The organism is Geoalkalibacter sp. (genome assembly GCF_030604225.1).
Taxonomy (GTDB): domain Bacteria; phylum Desulfobacterota; class Desulfuromonadia; order Desulfuromonadales; family Geoalkalibacteraceae; genus Geoalkalibacter.
This window is the reverse complement of the sequence record NZ_JAUVWH010000068.1, coordinates 1-16099: the sequence shown is the minus strand read 5'-3', so window position 1 is coordinate 16099 and position 16099 is coordinate 1. Positions and strand designations below refer to the sequence as shown.

The following is a 16099-nucleotide window of genomic DNA, read 5'->3' as shown; positions in this document are numbered from 1 at the left end:
GAAAGTTACACACCCAAAAGTTCCAACCAAGGAACATGGAGACAAAGATGGCTGAAGGTACAGTGAAGTGGTTCAACGACGCGAAGGGTTTTGGTTTTATTGAGCAGGACAGCGGACCTGACGTGTTCGTCCACTTTTCCGAAATTCAAGGCAACGGCTTTAAATCCCTCGCCGAGGGCGACCGTGTGAACTTTGAGGTCACGCAAGGCCAAAAAGGTCCGCAGTCGGCCAACGTGCGTAAAATCTAATACTCTAGATTTTCAGAGCGCATGCGAAAGAGCCCCGCGAATTCTTGCGGGGCTCTTTTTCTTTCGCGAAAAACGGAAAGGACGGTCGAATGGCCAGAAAACCCAACTACGGTTTCGAGAAACGCCAGAAAGAAATCGCCAAGAAGGCGAAACAAGACGAAAAGAAAAAGCGCAAACTCGAGCCCCCTCTCGACGCGTCCCAGGAAACAGCGGAACCGAATCCGGAAGAGTAGCCCCCTGCCAGCAACGGCGGAACTACCGATCTCATTTGCAGCGCATCATCTTCTTGCCGCCTTCAAAGAGAACTTCCATCTTTTGCGACCCGACCAGGCGCTGCACCAGGCCGACACCGAAGACGGGGTGGTTGATCAGGGATTTGACCTTGTAAGCTCCGGTCATGGAATAGTCCCTGGCGGCGTCGCTGTTCATGCTTTCCCGCAGGTCTTCCCATTCCCGGTGCTCGGCTTTTTGCTGGGATATGACCCTGCGACTCTCGGGATCCTTGGTCTTCGTGGGAGGACGATATTTGTGCTCACGTCCGCATTTCGGGCACCGCACATTTTCCGGCGCCTTTTCAGCCAGGCTGAGAATAACATGAAGGGTATTTTTTTGGCACTTGGTGCAACGGGCTTCGATCGCATCCCCAACCGAAATGGCGAGATTTTCCATGGACGTGCTCCCTAAATGGATGGGCGAGCCGAAGATAGCCAGGGAGATCGCTGGAATCCAGGGACAGGCGTGAGGTCGACGGACAAGAAAGATATCCCCACGCCGTAGCTGCATCTCCGTGTGGCGTGAAGGACGATGGTGTTTGCGGAAGGTCGAGAAGAAAAGAATATGAATGCATAGTACACCGTTTGCGAAGGAAAAGATACCCTGGTTGACAGGCGGCGCCGGGGACTCCGATAATGGCGCGATTTTTCGACGGGCATGTTTGAGGAAAGGACGGACCCATGGTTTTTGATGTGCTGAAAAAACTTCTGCGGCCTGCCGCGGTGGAGCAGGGCGAGGCAAGGAATGTGGGCGAGCCCGTGCAGGTGGCCACCTGCGTGCTGCTGCTGGAGGCGGCTCATGCCGATGAAAGGCTGCGCGAGGTGGAGTTGCGCCTGGTGGAGAACATCCTCTCGGACAAGTTCGCCCTCTCGCCCCAAGCGACCGCCGAATTGATGGATCTTGCAGAACGGGTCAGGCGCGAGAGCTTCGATCTCTATCAGTTCACCCGAGAAGTTAACGAGAATTTCAGCGGGGAACAAAAGCTTGCGGTTCTGGAAAATCTGTGGCGGGTGATTTATGCCGATGGACACCTGGACAGCCATGAGGAAGCGCTGATGCGCCAGTTGACCAGTCTGCTGCGTCTCTCTCACCGGCAGATGATCGAGGCCAAGCTGCGGGTGCAGCGAGAGCGATCGGAACCCGACGGCGCGGGCCTTTGAGCAGCGTCCCTTTCACCAGCCTGACGGCTTGGGCCCATCGGCTGCTCGCGGAGGTGCTCGTGAGCGGCGATTTGGCGGTGGATCTGACCGCCGGCAACGGTTGGGACAGCCTTTTTCTCTGGCGCCGGGTGGCGCCGTTGGGACGGGTTTTGGCCTTCGATGTGCAGGCGGCGGCGCTCAACAATACGGCAAAACGGCTCAGGGAGGAGGGTGCACCGGTGTTTTTTTCCAAGGTGGAGACCCTTGGCGCGGATCCCGGTGTCCGGCTTGTCGAGGCCGGCCACGAGCAGGTAGGGCGTTGTCTGGCCGAGGGACCTCGCGCGGTGGTAGCCAATCTGGGGTATCTGCCGGGTGGCGACCGGAGTCTGGTCACGCGGCGCGAAACGACCCTGGCGGCCCTGGACGCAAGCCTCGCTCAGCTTTTGCCTGGCGGGCGACTGGCGGTCATCGCCTATCCCGGCCATGCCGGCGGTCGCGAGGAAACGCAGGCCGTGGCGAGCCTGCTGGCGGCGTTGCCGCCCAATGACTTTGAGGTGCTGGCTCTGTCCGCGGCCAATTACCGCGAGGCGCCGCGCCTCTGGGTGGCGCACAAGCGGGGCGCATGAAAAAATAATGTGGGCACCAAACAGCAAGGGCCGGAAATTCTCCGGCCCTTGCTGTTTTTGGTCGGTAGGTCAATAAATCTGGACTACTGGGGAATCACCACGCAGCAAATCAGTTCAACGCGGCGGTTGTGCTGGCGCCCTTCGGGGGTGTCATTGGTGGCGATGGGCTGGCTTTCGCCGTAGCCGCGGGCCACCAGGCGCTTGGCGTCGATGCCGTGCTGCTTGATCAGGGCGTCGCGCACCGCATTGGCGCGGCGCTCGGAGAGTTTCTGGTTGTAGGCGTCGGTGCCGATGCTGTCGGTGTGCCCGGCGATGAGGATGTAGGGCACCTGGGGATACTGCCGGATGAATGCAGCGGCGCGGTCGATGTCGGCCTTGTGCCGCGGACGGATGTCGGCCTTGTCGAAGTCGAATTCGATGTGGAGCTTGAGTTCGATGGGGCAACCACGCTCATCGACGATCACGCCGCGCGGGGTGTCGGGGCACTGGTCGAGGTGATCGGGCACGCCGTCGCCGTCGCTGTCGATAATGGCCACGGCGGGGGCCGGAGCCGGGGCGGCGACAGCCTTGGGCGTGAGGAACACGGTTTCGACGAAGGAGGCCATGCCGGCCTGGGAGATCAGCGCGGCATCGGTGGTGGCGGAGCCGCACTCACCGGCCTGAGCGACTTTTTCCAGCAGCTGACGGCCGGCGGCGCTGTCGCCGATGGCGATGGTGTAGATGCACAGGCGATCACCCATTTCGGCCTTGATTTTCTTGGCGGCGGCGGGGGCGTCTTCCATCTGCAGACCATCGCTGATGACGATGATCGCCGATTTGCCCTGGGTGCCGGCGAGATCCTGGCCGGCGGCGAGCAGGGCGGCGCCCAGCGGGCTGTTGCCGCCGGCGTATTTGATTTTGTCCAGGCCCTGCTGGAAACCGCTTTGGGTATGGCTGGTCATGCCGTAGACCAGGTCGGTGAGATTCGGGGACTGGCGGTCGCTGTGACCGAAGCTGCGCAGGCCGCCGTTGAGGGCCAGGTCGGCGGGAATGCTGCGGTTGATGGCGGATGCCAGGTTTTTGGCGCTTTGCAGGTCGCGCTGGGCGGGGGTGCCCATGGTCATGGAGGCATCCAGGATCACCTGAAAGTTGTTCACCTTGGCGTCATACTGGCCGGCGGCGAAGTTGGCGGGGGTGAATTCCGTGGGTTGCTTGTCGGCCTTGAGTCCCGCGCAGCCGGCGAAAAGGCCGGCGATCAGGAAGAGCCCGAGCGTGGTGAGGGTTGTTTTTCTCATGTTTGACCTCCTGGATGAAAAACGTCATGCCGATGTTTGGGATCCGGCCTCATGAAAAGCCGGACACGAATATTATAGGCAAGTTATATCACCTGCAAGCCGTTTTTCAATTTAATGGGAAAAATTTCTTGGCAGGCGGCTTCGCCGAAGGGGAGGTGAAAAACAGGAGTGGTTTCTTAGGTGTCGGAAAGAGAAAGAGGGAAAAAGGCTTGGAAGGTCGTGCCGTTTTCGGCGGAGGAGGTAAAGGTCAGGGCGCCGGCCAGGTAATCCTCGGTCAGCAGGCGCATGCTGTAGGTGCCCAGGCCTCGCCCCTGGCCCTTGGTGGAAAAGGAGCGCTGAAACAGGTGCGGCTGAACCTGTTGGGGAATGACCCCGGGATTGTGGACCCAAAACAGCATCCCCTCGTCCTGGCGGCGGCAGCCGAGGGTCACGGTTTGCCGGGCCCGGCAGGCCTCCAGGGCATTTTTCGTCATGTTGCCCAGCACCCGGCCGAGCAGCGCGGCATCGCTGACGAACCACAGGTCTTCAGGACCATCATCGATGCGAATGTCTTTATCCATGGCCACGGGGTGGCGCTGATAGATCTCGGCCGCCTGGCGGATCAGAGCGCGGGCGTTGAGGGTGCTGGGAGCGATCTGCAGTTCGCGGTTCTCGGCGGCGAGCAGCATGCGCTGGGCGTGGATCTCATCGACGATCTGCGATGCGGCGGAATTGATGAGCTGAAGAATTTCCGGCAGTTCGGGATCGGCGGGATGTTGGGCAAGGAGTTCGGAGAAGCTTTTGACGCTTCCCGCCAGATTGAGGATGTCGTGAAAGAATATATGCTCCAGGGCGGCGCGGCGCTTCTGGTGGCTGAGATTTTCAATGGCGAAAAGAACGAATTGCTGTTCCTGGTGAACGAAGGGGGTGGTATGAATGCGCAGGTCAAGGGCCTCGTGCCGCCCCTGGTGCTCGCTGGTCAGGCGGTATTCCTGCGCGTCGCCCCGGCCGGCCAGGCCGGCGAGGATGGCGTTGACCGCTCCGCAATGACGGCAGGCCTCGGCTGTCCCGCAGCCGCCGGGCATGATCCGGGCATTGACACAACCGAACAGTTCGCCCGGGCGCAGGCCAAGTCCCGTCGTCTCGTCGGTGGCGGCGAGAAAGGTGAGCAGGGCACGGTTGCTGAAGACGATCTGCCGTTGCGGGTTGAGAACGGCAAGGAGGGTGGGAACGGCGTCGAGCAGCTCACGGGTGAGGGAGCGCTGGGCGAAGAGCGCGGCCTCACTGGCGATTTGATGGTGGCCGGCGCGTTCGCTCGGCGCATGGCAGGTGCCGGGTTGCTGCATTTCCATGTTTTATTTTCTCCGTGGATTGTGTCATTTTTACGTGGGGAGCGGGGGGGCTGTCAACCCTGGGAGGCGGATTGAATCTGGCGGAGGCAGGAAGCGGGTTTGCGACGGAAGACGGACATTTTCTTTGGCCTTAAAGGCCTGCGGCACTTTGGGGAGGGTAGGGCATGGAAGGGCTGAGTCACCAGGAAGTCACGGTCCTGCTGGCCGGGCTCGGCGTGCTGCTTGCCGCCGCGCGCCTGCTCGGCGAGGTGGCGCGGCGCTTTCAACTGCCCGCCGTGTTCGGCGAGATTTCCGCCGGCATCCTGCTTGGCCCGACGGTGCTGGGAACCCTCGCGCCGGAACTGAGCAGCCTGCTGTTTCCGCGCAGCGGCGGCGGCGCGTTGTTGCTCGACGGCATCGTCACCCTGGCCATCGTCCTGTTTTTGCTGGTGGCGGGCATGGAAGCCGACATCTCCACGGTCTGGCGCCAGGGGCGGGCGGTGACCACCGTGGGTCTGGGCGGCATCATCTTTCCCTTCGCCACGGGCTTTGCCGCCGCCTGGTACCTTCCCGAACTCATGGGTCGCGACAGCGCCACCCCGCCCTTGATCTTCGCCTTGTTCATCGCCACCGCCCTCTCCATTTCGGCCCTGCCGGTCATCGCCAAAACCCTCATGGACCTGGATCTCTACCGCAGCGACTTGGGTATGATGATCGTGGCGGCGGCGGTTTTCAACGATCTCATCGGCTGGATCATCTTCGCCGTCATCCTGGGCATGCTGGGGGTGACGGGCAGCGCCGCCTTTTCCATCGGCACCACCATTGGCCTGACCCTGCTCTTCACGGTGCTGATGCTCACGGTGGCGCGCTGGTCCATCCATCGCATGCTGCCCTGGATTCAGGCGCATGCCAGCTGGCCCGGCGGGCAGCTGGGCTTTACCCTGTCCGTGGCGCTGCTCGGGGCCGCCTTCACGGAGTGGATCGGGGTGCACGCCATTTTCGGCAGTTTCCTGGTGGGCGTGGCCATGGGCGACACCCCCCATTTTCGTGAGCGCATCCGCGGCGTCATTGACCAGTTCGTGTCCTTTTTCTTTGCGCCCCTGTTTTTTGCCTCCATCGGCCTGAAGGTCAATTTCATCGACCATTTCGATCCGCTGCTGGTCGTGGTGGTGCTGGTCATCGCCTGTCTCGGCAAGGTGCTGGGCTGCGGTTTCGGCGGCCGCCTGGCGGGGCTCTCCCACCGCGAATCCTGGGCCATCGGCTTCGGCATGAACGCGCGCGGCGCGATGGAAATCATTCTCGGGCTGCTGGCGCTGCGTGTCGGGCTCATCAGCGAGCCGCTGTTCGTGGCGCTGGTCATCATGGCGATCCTCACCTCGCTGATGAGCGGGCCGGCCATGCAGCACATCCTGCGCCTGAAAAAGCCCCGCCGCTTCATCAATTATTTGCCGGCGCGCGCCCTGGTGCGCCTTGAGGGCCGCGTGCGGGACCAGGCCATCGTGGAACTGGCCACCACCCTCGGCACTCTGGACGGGATTCGCCCCGAGAGCATCATCGAAGCGGTGCTGGCCCGCGAGCGACTCATGCCCACGGGCCTGGGCAACGGCGTCGCGGTGCCCCACGCGCGCTTGCCCGGCTTGAGCCATCCGGTGGTGGCCCTGGGGCTTAGCGCCGGGGGCATCGATTTCGACGCCCCGGACAGCAAGCCGGCCCAGTTCATTGTGCTAATCCTGACTCCCGAGGAGGATAATGGCGCCCAGGTCGAGATCCTCGCCGACATTGCCCGCACCTTCCGCCGGCGGGAGTTTCGTCAGGCGGCCCTGGAGGTCAGCAACCTGACGGAGTTTCTCGCCCTGGTCAAAAGTTCCGGGGAGCGCTAGTGCCCCGCGCCGGGGCTTGTCCGCCCCACCCGCCTGCATTAAAGTGGCAAATCCGGTTTTATCCATCCCAAAGCAAAGGTATGTCTCGATGACTCCCAAGGATCCCTCCGGCCGTCCTGAAAAACCGTCCCTTTCCCTGGTTTCCCCGGCGCCTCGGCGCGCTTCCGAGGCCGGCAACGCCTTGACTTTCGAGGAGCGCCTGCGCGACGTGCGCCAGGCCGTCGGCAAGCAAAAATACCGTCTGATTCTCGCCGCGCGCGACGCTGAGGAACTGGTTCGCCGGTTGCCCTCCCAGGAGGTCTATCTGCTCATCAAGGAGCTGGGCATCGAGGACTGCATCGAGCTGCTGGCCCTGGCGACCACCGAGCAGATGACCACCTTCTTCGATCTGGATTTGTGGCGGGGGCAAAGCCTGGCGGCGCGGCCTACCCTGGAATGGCTGGCCATGTTGCTCGAAACGGGGGAGGAGAAGGTCGCCGCCACCGCGACGGAGATGGACTTCGAGCTGTTGACCCTGATGATGCGCCAGTTCATCACCATCACCCGCGGACTCGAATCGCTCACCGACGAGGACGCCCTCGCCGACGGGCGCTCGGATCGCATCTATGAGATGGATTTCGCCGACTCGGAAAGCGCCAAGATCGTCGGCTACTTTCTCGATATTCTCTATCGCCGCGAGCGCGATTTCTACCTGCTGCTCATGGAAGCGGTGCGCAACGAGACCGGTGCCGAAATCGAGGAGGCGGCCTTCACGGCGCGCGGCGCGCGGCTGCAGGACCGCGGCTTTCCCGAGCCTTTCGAGGCCCTGGGGGTATATGCCTACCTCGATCCCGCGCGTTTTTCCCCGGAGAGTCGCGCCAAGGTGCCTTTCCAGCCCGGCGAGGAGGGCGTGGCGGCACCGGGTTTTTTCCTCGCCCGGGCGCCCGGGCGGCTGCTGGGAGAGATCCTGTCCCGCGGTCTGGAGCCCGATGCCTGTTGGGAGCTCACCTACCTGATCAACAAGACGATGATCGCCGAGCGCGTCGACGTGGGCGATGTCGAGCAGGTGAGCGAGGCCATGGGCGAAGTCTACCGTTATCTCAATATCGCCCTGGAATACCTGGCGGGGCCGGATTTTGAAAAAGCCCTCCACTGTTTCGACACCTGCTATTTCGAGTACTTGTTCCGTCTGGGGCTGAGTCTGACCCTCGACTTGAAAAAACGCGCCGAGACCATCCGCGCCACTCCCCAGGCCTTTTATCTGGATGCGCCTTTTCGCGCCCTGGTCGATGCTCTCTGCCGCAAACGGCCCCGGCTCTATATCGGGGCGGTGGACGCGGCGCGTGCCGGGGAGCGGCCCTTCGCCACCCTGGAAGAAGTGCGCGCCTGCGACCGCTGGCTGGCGCGGCTCGAAGCGCAGGTTCTGCTGTTCGACGGCCGTCTGGGTTTTGCCCTGCCCGATCCGGGAAGCTGGGATCTGGAGGGGTGCATCCCCGCTCGGGCCGAGGACCTGGCCCTCTCCGATCTGTTTCTCACGGCTCTCGCCAATCAGCTGCTGGGGCGCGATTTCACGCCCGCGGCATTTCCGGCGAAGGAACTGGAACGTCTCTGGGAACTGGTGGCCGAGGGCGGCGGGGTGCGTCCCCGACTGCGAGACGAAACCCTGGCCTGGGCGCAAGCCCTGGTTGCGGGCGGCGGGGATTTTGCCGGGTATTGTCTTGACCTGTGGGCGGAAGGATTCTGTGCCCTGGGACGCGCGGCGCTCGATCCGCGCTTTGTCGGCGGGCTGATTCTGCGGTTGGATGATTAACCGGGGCCTTGCGGCGCGCGGCGGCGCTGGGCGTCAGGCCACGCCGTCGCGGCCGCGGCTTTTGACGTAGAATAGGGAACTGTCGGCGATGGCCAGCAGCCCTTCGAGGTCCTTGGCGTCCTCGGGATAGCTGGCGACACCGAAGCTGCAGGTCAGGCGCACGTCGGCGCCGTGCTCGGTCAGGTAGCTGGTCTGGGCCATGCGCGCGCGCATTTCCTCGGCCTTGGCCATGGCCGCGCGCCGATCCGCTCCGGGCAGCACCACCACGTATTCATCCCCCCCGTAGGCGACGGCAAAGGCCGGTTTGTCCAGGCAGGACGCCAGTGTCTGCGCCACCTCGCGAATCGCCTGACTTCCCAGGATATGCCCATGCTTGTCGACCACCTGCTTGAAGCGGTCGATGTCGATGAAGAGCAGGGCCAGGGGGCGCCCGTCCGCGGCGCATTTCTCGAAGTGCCGGCGCAGCCCCTGGTAGAGATAACGGGCGTTGTAGAGACCAGTGAGGTCGTCGCGGATGGACAGGGCGCGAAATTTTTTCTCGCTGCGGCGCAATTCGGCCTCGGTTTGCACGAGCTTTTCGCGATCGATTTCCAGGCGCTCCAGCATGCGGTTGTAGGCTTGCGCCAACTGACCCAGTTCATCGCTTCCTTGGAGATGGATGCGCGCCGAGAGGCTCTCGCCGGCGTGAATTTCGGTGATGTGCTCCTGCAGGCGGGCGATGGGGCGGGTCACCAGCCGGCGGATAATGCCGAGATGGGCCAGGGAGAACAGGGCGCCGACCAGGGCCAGGCAGGTGAAGACCAACAGCGAGATGCGCTCGCTGAGCTGTTGCAGCAGGCGCGGAAAGCGCATTTCGAGCAGCAGGCTCGGTTCGCCGTAGATGTCCGGGTAATGGGCGAGGACGCTGAGCATCCGCGGATATTCGGGGTCGCGGTAGAAGGACGGCTCGCCCAGGCTGGCGTTGCCGGCGAGGATGCCGCTGAATTCGGGGCTCTGGTGCAGGGCGCGCAGTTCGGGAAAGGCCAGTCCGCTGTCGAGGTGGTTGGCCAGGAGCAGGGCGTCGGCGGGCAAGGGCCGGTCCTCGGCGCGCCAGAGCTGAAAGTTGACGCGGGTCTGTTCCACCAGGCGGCTGATCTCGCCGCTGCCGAGCAGGCGGCCGAGAATGACCGTGCCCTGGCGCGGGCCATGTCCCATGCTGGTGAGAATCGGCGCGGCGGCGATCTGCAGGGGCCCGAGGCGGGTGGCGAGAATCCCGGCATGGATGTCCTGCAGGTCGTTGAAATCGAGCAGGGGGTGATTCGCCGGCCAGCGGCTGGTGGGTAGGCGCGGCAAGTCAAGCTCGCTGCCGGTGATATGGTCGCGCTGGCGCGCCCAGATGACCTCACCCTGGTTGTTGATGAACAGTAGCAGGTCGAGGCGCGCTTTCGCCAGGGTGACGTCCGAGAGGCTGGTCACCTGAAAGCTGCGGTTGCGGTCCTGCACGAAGCGGTAGGTCTCGTCCCAATGCGCCCAGTCGTTGATGAGGATGGCGAGGTGTTCCGATTCGCGCTGCAGCGCCGAGGCCACGCGCATGAGATTCACCCGCGCCACTTCCTCCTCGGCGGCCAGCAGCATCGGCCCGAGCAAAAGGCGCGTGGCGCCGGAGCCGAGCAGGACGAAGACCAGGAAAAAAAAGATCATCAGCAGGATGATCCGGGTTTGCAAACGCATGCCAGGCAACTCCGGCGGCAGGTAGGCCGCAGGGGCAACTATAGAAGCAATCGCGTTTCTTGACAAGATGCCGGCACATTGCCGGGCTCCGGTGCCGGCTCAGATCAATCGACCAGCACCTTGGGGCTGAAGCCCAGGCGCACGCTGCCCCAGGGACGACCGCCGAGCAGGACGGGCAAGGACAGATCACAGAGCACCTCGCCGGTATCGCGCATATAGGTCTGCAGCAGCAGCGGCTTGTCGTTCTGCGCGGCGCGTAGGCCGGTGGGGTCCTTGAACAAGCGCTTGTCGCGGCTGTTGGCGAGGTCGGTTTTGGGATCGCCGGTGAGGGGCCGGGCATAGCGGCTGTTGTGGGTGGGCGCGTAGCCGTTGCGGTCGACGCAGATGGCAAAGGCCCCGCCGGGCAGCGCGCCTAGCGCCTGGTCGAAAAGGGGCTGCAGGGCCAGGGCGAAGGCCTCGTCATAGTTGGTGCGATATTTCTGCGGGTTGGTGCCCGGCACCGCCTGGTAACGGGTATCGAACAGGTCGTAGCCCTGGTCGAGCATTTGTTCCAGATGTTTGCGGATCTGGTCGCGAAAAGCGCCGGCCTGGCTGATCACCCCTTCCAGGGCGCCTTCACCAGTCTGGTAGCCGGCCACGGCTTCAAGCAGATTCTCCGTGGTGTGCTTAAGGGATGCCGTGGCGCGCTCCGCCGCGCCCATGAGCCCGCCGACCTCGCGACTGGCCTGGTTGATGGCGCCCACCTTGGCGTGGATTTCCTCGTTGGCCGCCGACAATTCCTCGACCGAGGCGCTGATGCCCTGCAACTGGGCATCGTTTTCCTCGAAATCGCGCACCATGGTTTCAAAACCCGCGCAGGCGCGGCTCACCACCGCGCGGCTCTGGTGGGCAAAGGTGCCGATGGCGCGCGACTGCTCCAGGGAAATGCGGATCTGTTCGAGCATGCCGCCGACTTTCTCCTCGATCTCGGTGCTGGCCTTGTCGACCTGCCCGGCCAGCTTCTTGACCTCGTCGGCGACGATGGAGAATCCTTTGCCCGCCTGTCCGGCGCGCGCCGCCTCGATGGCCGCATTGAGGGCCAACAGGGAAGTCTGGGCGGAAATGGAGCGGATCAGGGCGATGATTTTCTGGATCTGCTGGGATTCCTCGTCGAGCCGCGCCACGGTTTGCAGATTGTCGCTGACCTGCTCGCCCATGCGATGGATGTTGTCCGCCACCTCGGCCAGTTCGGCGGCGGTGCCGCGCGCCGCCTCGAGGTTGTGGGAGGTCGAGGTGCAGATGCGCTGGGTGCGGTCGGCGATCTCGTCGTGGGCGGCCTTGGATTCGTTGCTGCTGGCGAAAATGTCCTGGGCCAGTTCCTCCTGACGGCGGGCGTTGCCCGTCGCGGAGTCCACCCGGGTGCCGAGCTGCGCGGCATTGACCGCGATGCCCACCCCCATCTGCCGCACCTCCAGAAACATGCCGCGCAATTTTTTCAGCGCCGCGTTGCAGTTGTCGGCCAGCTCGCCGATCTCGTCGCGGCTGGTGGCTTTGAGCTGCGCGGAGAGATTGCCCTGGGCACTGGCGATCTGCACCAACACCTTGTTGATCTCGCGCACCGGCTGACGAATGAGATAGCGCAAAAACAAGAAGTTGAGAAAGAACAACACCAGGGAGCCGCCCAGCAGCAGCAGCGCCAGGCGGGTGCCGCCGTCGAGCAGGCCGGCGAGGGCGGTTGCCGCCTCGCCGGGGGGCAGGGCGCCGAGACCGGCCTGCAGCCAGAAAAGAACCACGCCCAGGCTCGCCGCCTGCAGGAGGAACAAAAATGCCAGATTGCCGGCAAGCTTTTTGCCCACGGAGTTGAAGAAGCACTCTTCCAGAAACTGATAAAGGGTTTTCAGGCTGTTCATGAGGATTGCTCCCTGGCGGCGCCTTTTGCCTCGGCGAGATGGAAGCAAGTGTGGGCCGCAAGATGTGGAAAGTCTAATTATCAGACTCTAGCATCGCTAAAGCCAAAAATCAAACATTGTTTTTTCGGATCGGAAATTTTTTTCAGGCGGGTCGGTAAAGGGGCTGCTCTTTGACGCTTAGGCCCGCGCCGGTGCGGGTTTCGTAGAGAAACAGCAGGGGGGTGCGGCCGGGGGAGTCGGGCAGGTGGTGAAAGACCGCGGCAAAATATTGCAGCTTGACGCCTTGGCCGCGCAGCGCGGCGCCGGCGTCGCGCACCCGCCGGCTGATTTCGGCAAGTTCCGCGGCATCGAGGCTCAGGTCGAAAAAGGGCGGCGCACTGGTCGCGACGACGCGTTCGCGGCGCGCGTAATCGCGGGCCAGCAGGTCGCGCAGCTGCAACCCCAGGGGGGGCGCGCAGGTGTTTTGCAGATAGGCGTCCAGGGCCTCGAAGAGCCCGCGCAGGGAGAGGGGCTGACCGTGCAGGCCCTGTTGCCGCCAGTAGCTGTCGAGATGGTCCAGGGCGGCGCCGAGGGTTCCGTGGGCCTGGGCGAGGCCCTCCAGAAAGCCCGGCATGCGGCCGCTATTCCAGGTGAGATCCAGCAGGCGGCCGAGGCCGCGCAACTTTTCCAGTTCGGCAAAGCTCAGGTGCGGGGTCTCGAGCACGCGATAGGGCGGATTGGGATCATGGCGCAGGCCCAGGTCGCGCGCCTGGGCGCGCAGGGGCGAGCCGGGCAACAGCTTCACCGCTTCCACCTGCAGGTGATGGGGGCGCAGGGCGGCCACCTGGTCGAGGGAGGCGAGGAACTCGTGGTAACTCTCGCCGGGCAAGCCCGCGATCAGATCGAGGTGTAGATGGATGTTGCCCGCGCGGCGCAGGCGCGCGACGTTGGCGGCCAGGCGCCGCAGGTCGGCGCGGCGGTTCACGGCCGCCAGGGTGGCGGGCAGGGTCGACTGAACGCCGATTTCGAACTGGAACAGCCCGGGCGGCACCTGCTCCAGCAGGCGCAGAGTGTCCTCGTCGAGCAAGTGCGCGCCGATTTCAAAGTGAAACCGGCTGGCGCGGTTGTGCCTCAGAATAAAACGGAAGATCTCCCGCGCGCGTGCCGCATCGTAATTGAAGGTGCGATCGACGAGCTTGATGGTGGCGACTTCGCGCGCCATGAGCAGGCCGAGGTCGGCCGCGATGCGCTCTCGCGAGAAGGAGCGCACGCTCGCGTCCAGGGCACTCATGCAGAAGGCGCAGGTGTAGGGACAGCCGCGGCTGGTTTCGTAGTAGACCAGGCCGCGGGACAGATCGACCAATCCGGCGGCAAAAGGCGAGGGGATGGCGTCGAGATCCGCCAGGGGTGGCCCATCTGGACCTTCCACGACGCTTTCGCCGTCGCGCCAGGCCAGGCGCGGCACTCCCAAGGGACGGACTTTTTGCTGCCAGGCTGCGAGCAGGCCGCGCAGGGGAATTTCCCCCTCGCCCCGCACCAGGGCGGCGAGGCCGGGGTGCGCGGCGAAGAGCTCTGGGCCGTCGAAGGAGATTTCCGGGCCGCCGACAACGCAGCGCACCTCGGGGCGGGCCGCATGCAGGGCATCGATGAGATCGAGGGTTTCGCGCCGATTCCACAGGTAGACGGAAAAGGCAATGACCTCAGGTTCCTCGGCCAGCAGGGCGGCCAGCACCTGCTCGCGCGGCTCGTGGACGGTGTGTTCGCGGATCCGCGGTTCACCGCGGGTCGTGCCGCAATAGGCGGCCAGATAGGGCAGGGCGAGGCTGGCGTGGATGAATTTACTGTGCAGAGTGACAAGCAGGGTGCGCATACCGGCAAGCATAGCGAAGGCCGAGGCGAGGGTGAAGGGAAAAATTACCTCTTAACTTGGGGGCGCGAACGCAGGTACTATAGAATGTTTTACAAGAGGTTTGAAGTTCGCTGAATCGTGAGGTAGTATTCATGAAAAACGGCAAGACGTTTCTCGCCGTGGTGGCCGACGAAAAAGGTGAGGTTTTCGAACATCCCTTTCTGCGCATGGCGGGCATGAACGGCATGACGCCCTGTCTGCCGCGCGTCGATGAGCTCATCCCCCTGCCCGAGGGCAGTCGCTTGTTCACCCTGCCGGGGTTGCCGCCGGTGGGTTATGACCCGCGGCAAAACGCGTTTGCTCCGGCCACGCGCCTGCCGCGCAACTGGGGCGGCGGAACCATCCAGGCGGTGTGCGCCTTCATGGCGCCGGCCTATACCCGAACGCTGTTGCCCGCGGCCGACTATGGCGGCAAGCAGATGACCCTGCCCCTGTGGGCCTATACCGCGGTAGGCTGGTGCGTGGAGGAAGAGCGCTTCTACGTTGCGGCGGCTCGTGTCGACCGCAACACCCAGTGGCAGCCGCGCCATTTCGACGACCGCAAGCTCGACCCGCTGGTGCGCAGGCGCCTGGCGGAGCAACCGGGCAACCGCCTGCTCGAGCAGTTGGCGCGCTGCGCCATCGACTACCACTGTTTTGCGGCCAAGAATCTGTTTTTCGGCCGTTGGGAAGCGCCCCTGCCGACCTCCCCGGTGTGCAATTCCTCCTGCCTCGGCTGTCTGTCCCTGCAGCCCGAGGCCAGTGAATGCTGTCCGTCGAGCCAGGAGCGCATCGCCTTCGTGCCGACCGTCGAGGAAATCCGCGGCGTGGCCGTGCCGCATCTGGAGCAGGCGCAACATGCCATCGTTTCCTTCGGGCAGGGCTGCGAGGGCGATCCCATCCTGCAGGCCGAACGCATCGGCGAGGCGGTGCGCCACATGCGGCGCGAAACCGCGCGCGGCACCATTCACCTCAACACCAACGGGTCCTTGCCCGACGCCGTGGCGGCGCTCGCCGACGCCGGTCTCGATTCCATCCGCATCTCCCTCAACTCGGTGCGACCGGCCCTCTACGAAGCCTATCACCGCCCGCGCGGCTACGGCTTTGCCGACGTGATCGAATCCCTGCGCCGCGCCAAGGCCGGGGGGCTGTTCACCATGATCAACTACCTGGTGTTTCCCGGGGTGAGCGATCAACCCGAGGAAATCGAGGCCTTGGTGCGCCTGGTGGATAAACTCGACGTCGATCTGGTCCAGTTGCGCAATCTCAGCATCGATCCGCAGCTCTATTGGCAGGCCATGGGCGAACCAGGACCGGGGCTGGGCATGAAGGCCATGATGGATCAGGTCAAGCAGCGCGTTCCGCGTTTGCAGTACGGCTATTTCAATCGCACGCGGGAGACGTTCTACCCGCCGGGTTTTGAACAGGATTGGCCCCTGGGCGCCTGAAACGACCCCCGTTGGGCAAGGATCGAGACATGAGCCTGCTGCGCCCCAAATCCTTCCAGGTGCTGATTCTGATCGGCTTTGCCGTGGTGCTCATGCCGCTGCTGGTGACCATGATCGCCGCGGAAATTTCCGTGACGCGCCTGGTGGACAGGGGCACCGAGGCCATCTATCGCTCCGTGGCGGCCACGGACGGCGGACGCATCCTGCTGGAGCGGCTGGTCGACCTGGAGCGCAAATCCCGGCACTACCAGGTGCTCAAGGATCCCCAACTGCTGGCCGAGGTTCTGGAGAAACGCGACGAATTCGTCCTGTCCTTGCGCCATCTGCGCACTCTGGTGGCCGTGGCCGAACAGCAGCAGATCCTGGATCGCTTGCGCGTCGATACGGAGGCCCTCGTCGCGGAACTGGAACAGCCGCGGGGCACCCAGGCCGATCTCACGCCTTTTGCCGCCCTCAATGACCTGGCCAGGTCGGTGTACTTCAACAGCTACGATCTGATCGTGCAGGAGGTCGAGGTCATGCAGGCCCATGCCGACCGCATGCAGATCCTGCTGTTGTGGACCTCCCTGGGGCTGGTGCTGCTGACGCTGCTGCTGGTGTTTCTGTTTACCCGTCTGCTGGCCCGACCGGTCAAGCAAATCCATCT

At 63.8% G+C, this 16099-nt stretch carries 13 protein-coding genes and 1 pseudogene; 8 read left to right on the top strand and 6 right to left on the bottom strand.

What is annotated here, in order from left to right:
* Positions 1-47 precede the first annotated feature (47 nt).
* Complete coding sequence (locus QAT43_RS08935) at positions 48-248, top strand: cold-shock protein (protein WP_305042714.1); 201 nt, start codon at positions 48-50, stop codon at positions 246-248.
* A gap of 89 nt (positions 249-337) precedes the next feature.
* A complete protein-coding gene (locus QAT43_RS08930; RefSeq protein ID WP_305042713.1) occupies positions 338-481 on the top strand; it encodes a hypothetical protein in 144 nt (47 codons plus the stop codon).
* Positions 482-512: 31 nt separating this feature from the next.
* Here QAT43_RS08930 and QAT43_RS08925 read toward each other — a convergent pair whose 3' ends face one another.
* Positions 513-917 carry a hypothetical protein gene (locus tag QAT43_RS08925; protein WP_305042712.1) on the bottom strand — a complete coding sequence of 135 codons (405 nt, stop codon included), beginning with the start codon at positions 915-917 and terminating at the stop codon, positions 513-515.
* 284 nt (positions 918-1201) lie between these two features.
* Between QAT43_RS08925 and QAT43_RS08920 the strand changes: the two genes are divergently transcribed.
* Positions 1202-1681 (top strand): tellurite resistance TerB family protein, encoded by a 480-nt coding sequence (locus tag QAT43_RS08920; RefSeq protein ID WP_305042711.1) that lies wholly within the window; start codon positions 1202-1204, stop codon positions 1679-1681.
* Complete coding sequence (locus QAT43_RS08915) at positions 1678-2286, top strand: class I SAM-dependent methyltransferase (RefSeq protein WP_305042710.1); 609 nt, start codon at positions 1678-1680, stop codon at positions 2284-2286. The genes QAT43_RS08920 and QAT43_RS08915 overlap by 4 nt, the downstream gene beginning before the upstream one ends.
* An 83-nt stretch (positions 2287-2369) precedes the next feature.
* Here QAT43_RS08915 and QAT43_RS08910 read toward each other — a convergent pair whose 3' ends face one another.
* Together QAT43_RS08910 and QAT43_RS08905 are read right to left on the bottom strand one after the other, a co-directional pair.
* Complete coding sequence (locus QAT43_RS08910; RefSeq protein WP_305042709.1) at positions 2370-3560, bottom strand: OmpA family protein; 1191 nt, start codon at positions 3558-3560, stop codon at positions 2370-2372.
* Between the two features lie 176 nt (positions 3561-3736).
* Positions 3737-4891 carry a sensor histidine kinase gene (locus QAT43_RS08905; protein ID WP_305042708.1) on the bottom strand — a complete coding sequence of 385 codons (1155 nt, stop codon included), beginning with the start codon at positions 4889-4891 and terminating at the stop codon, positions 3737-3739.
* Between the two features lie 164 nt (positions 4892-5055).
* Between QAT43_RS08905 and QAT43_RS08900 the strand changes: the two genes are divergently transcribed.
* Both QAT43_RS08900 and QAT43_RS08895 read left to right on the top strand, forming a co-directional pair.
* Positions 5056-6750 carry a cation:proton antiporter domain-containing protein gene (locus tag QAT43_RS08900; RefSeq protein WP_305042707.1) on the top strand — a complete coding sequence of 565 codons (1695 nt, stop codon included), beginning with the start codon at positions 5056-5058 and terminating at the stop codon, positions 6748-6750.
* Between the two features lie 88 nt (positions 6751-6838).
* Positions 6839-8539, top strand: coding sequence for a DUF6178 family protein (locus QAT43_RS08895; protein ID WP_305042706.1), 1701 nt, complete (start codon positions 6839-6841; stop codon positions 8537-8539).
* Between the two features lie 33 nt (positions 8540-8572).
* Here QAT43_RS08895 and QAT43_RS08890 read toward each other — a convergent pair whose 3' ends face one another.
* The 3 genes from QAT43_RS08890 to QAT43_RS08880 form a co-directional block, all read right to left on the bottom strand.
* On the bottom strand, positions 8573-10249 hold the full coding sequence (locus QAT43_RS08890; RefSeq protein WP_305042705.1) for a sensor domain-containing diguanylate cyclase: 1677 nt from the start codon (positions 10247-10249) through the stop codon (positions 8573-8575).
* Positions 10250-10353: 104 nt separating this feature from the next.
* Positions 10354-12138, bottom strand: coding sequence for a methyl-accepting chemotaxis protein (locus tag QAT43_RS08885; protein WP_305042704.1), 1785 nt, complete (start codon positions 12136-12138; stop codon positions 10354-10356).
* Between the two features lie 142 nt (positions 12139-12280).
* Complete coding sequence (locus QAT43_RS08880; protein WP_305042703.1) at positions 12281-13987, bottom strand: B12-binding domain-containing radical SAM protein; 1707 nt, start codon at positions 13985-13987, stop codon at positions 12281-12283.
* A 131-nt stretch (positions 13988-14118) separates the two neighbouring features.
* Here QAT43_RS08880 and QAT43_RS08875 point away from each other — a divergent pair, with 131 nt between their 5' ends.
* Positions 14119-15453 (top strand): radical SAM protein, encoded by a 1335-nt coding sequence (locus tag QAT43_RS08875; protein ID WP_305042702.1) that lies wholly within the window; start codon positions 14119-14121, stop codon positions 15451-15453.
* Between the two features lie 29 nt (positions 15454-15482).
* Positions 15483-16099, top strand: a pseudogene (locus tag QAT43_RS08870) (hypothetical protein); the annotation flags it as partial.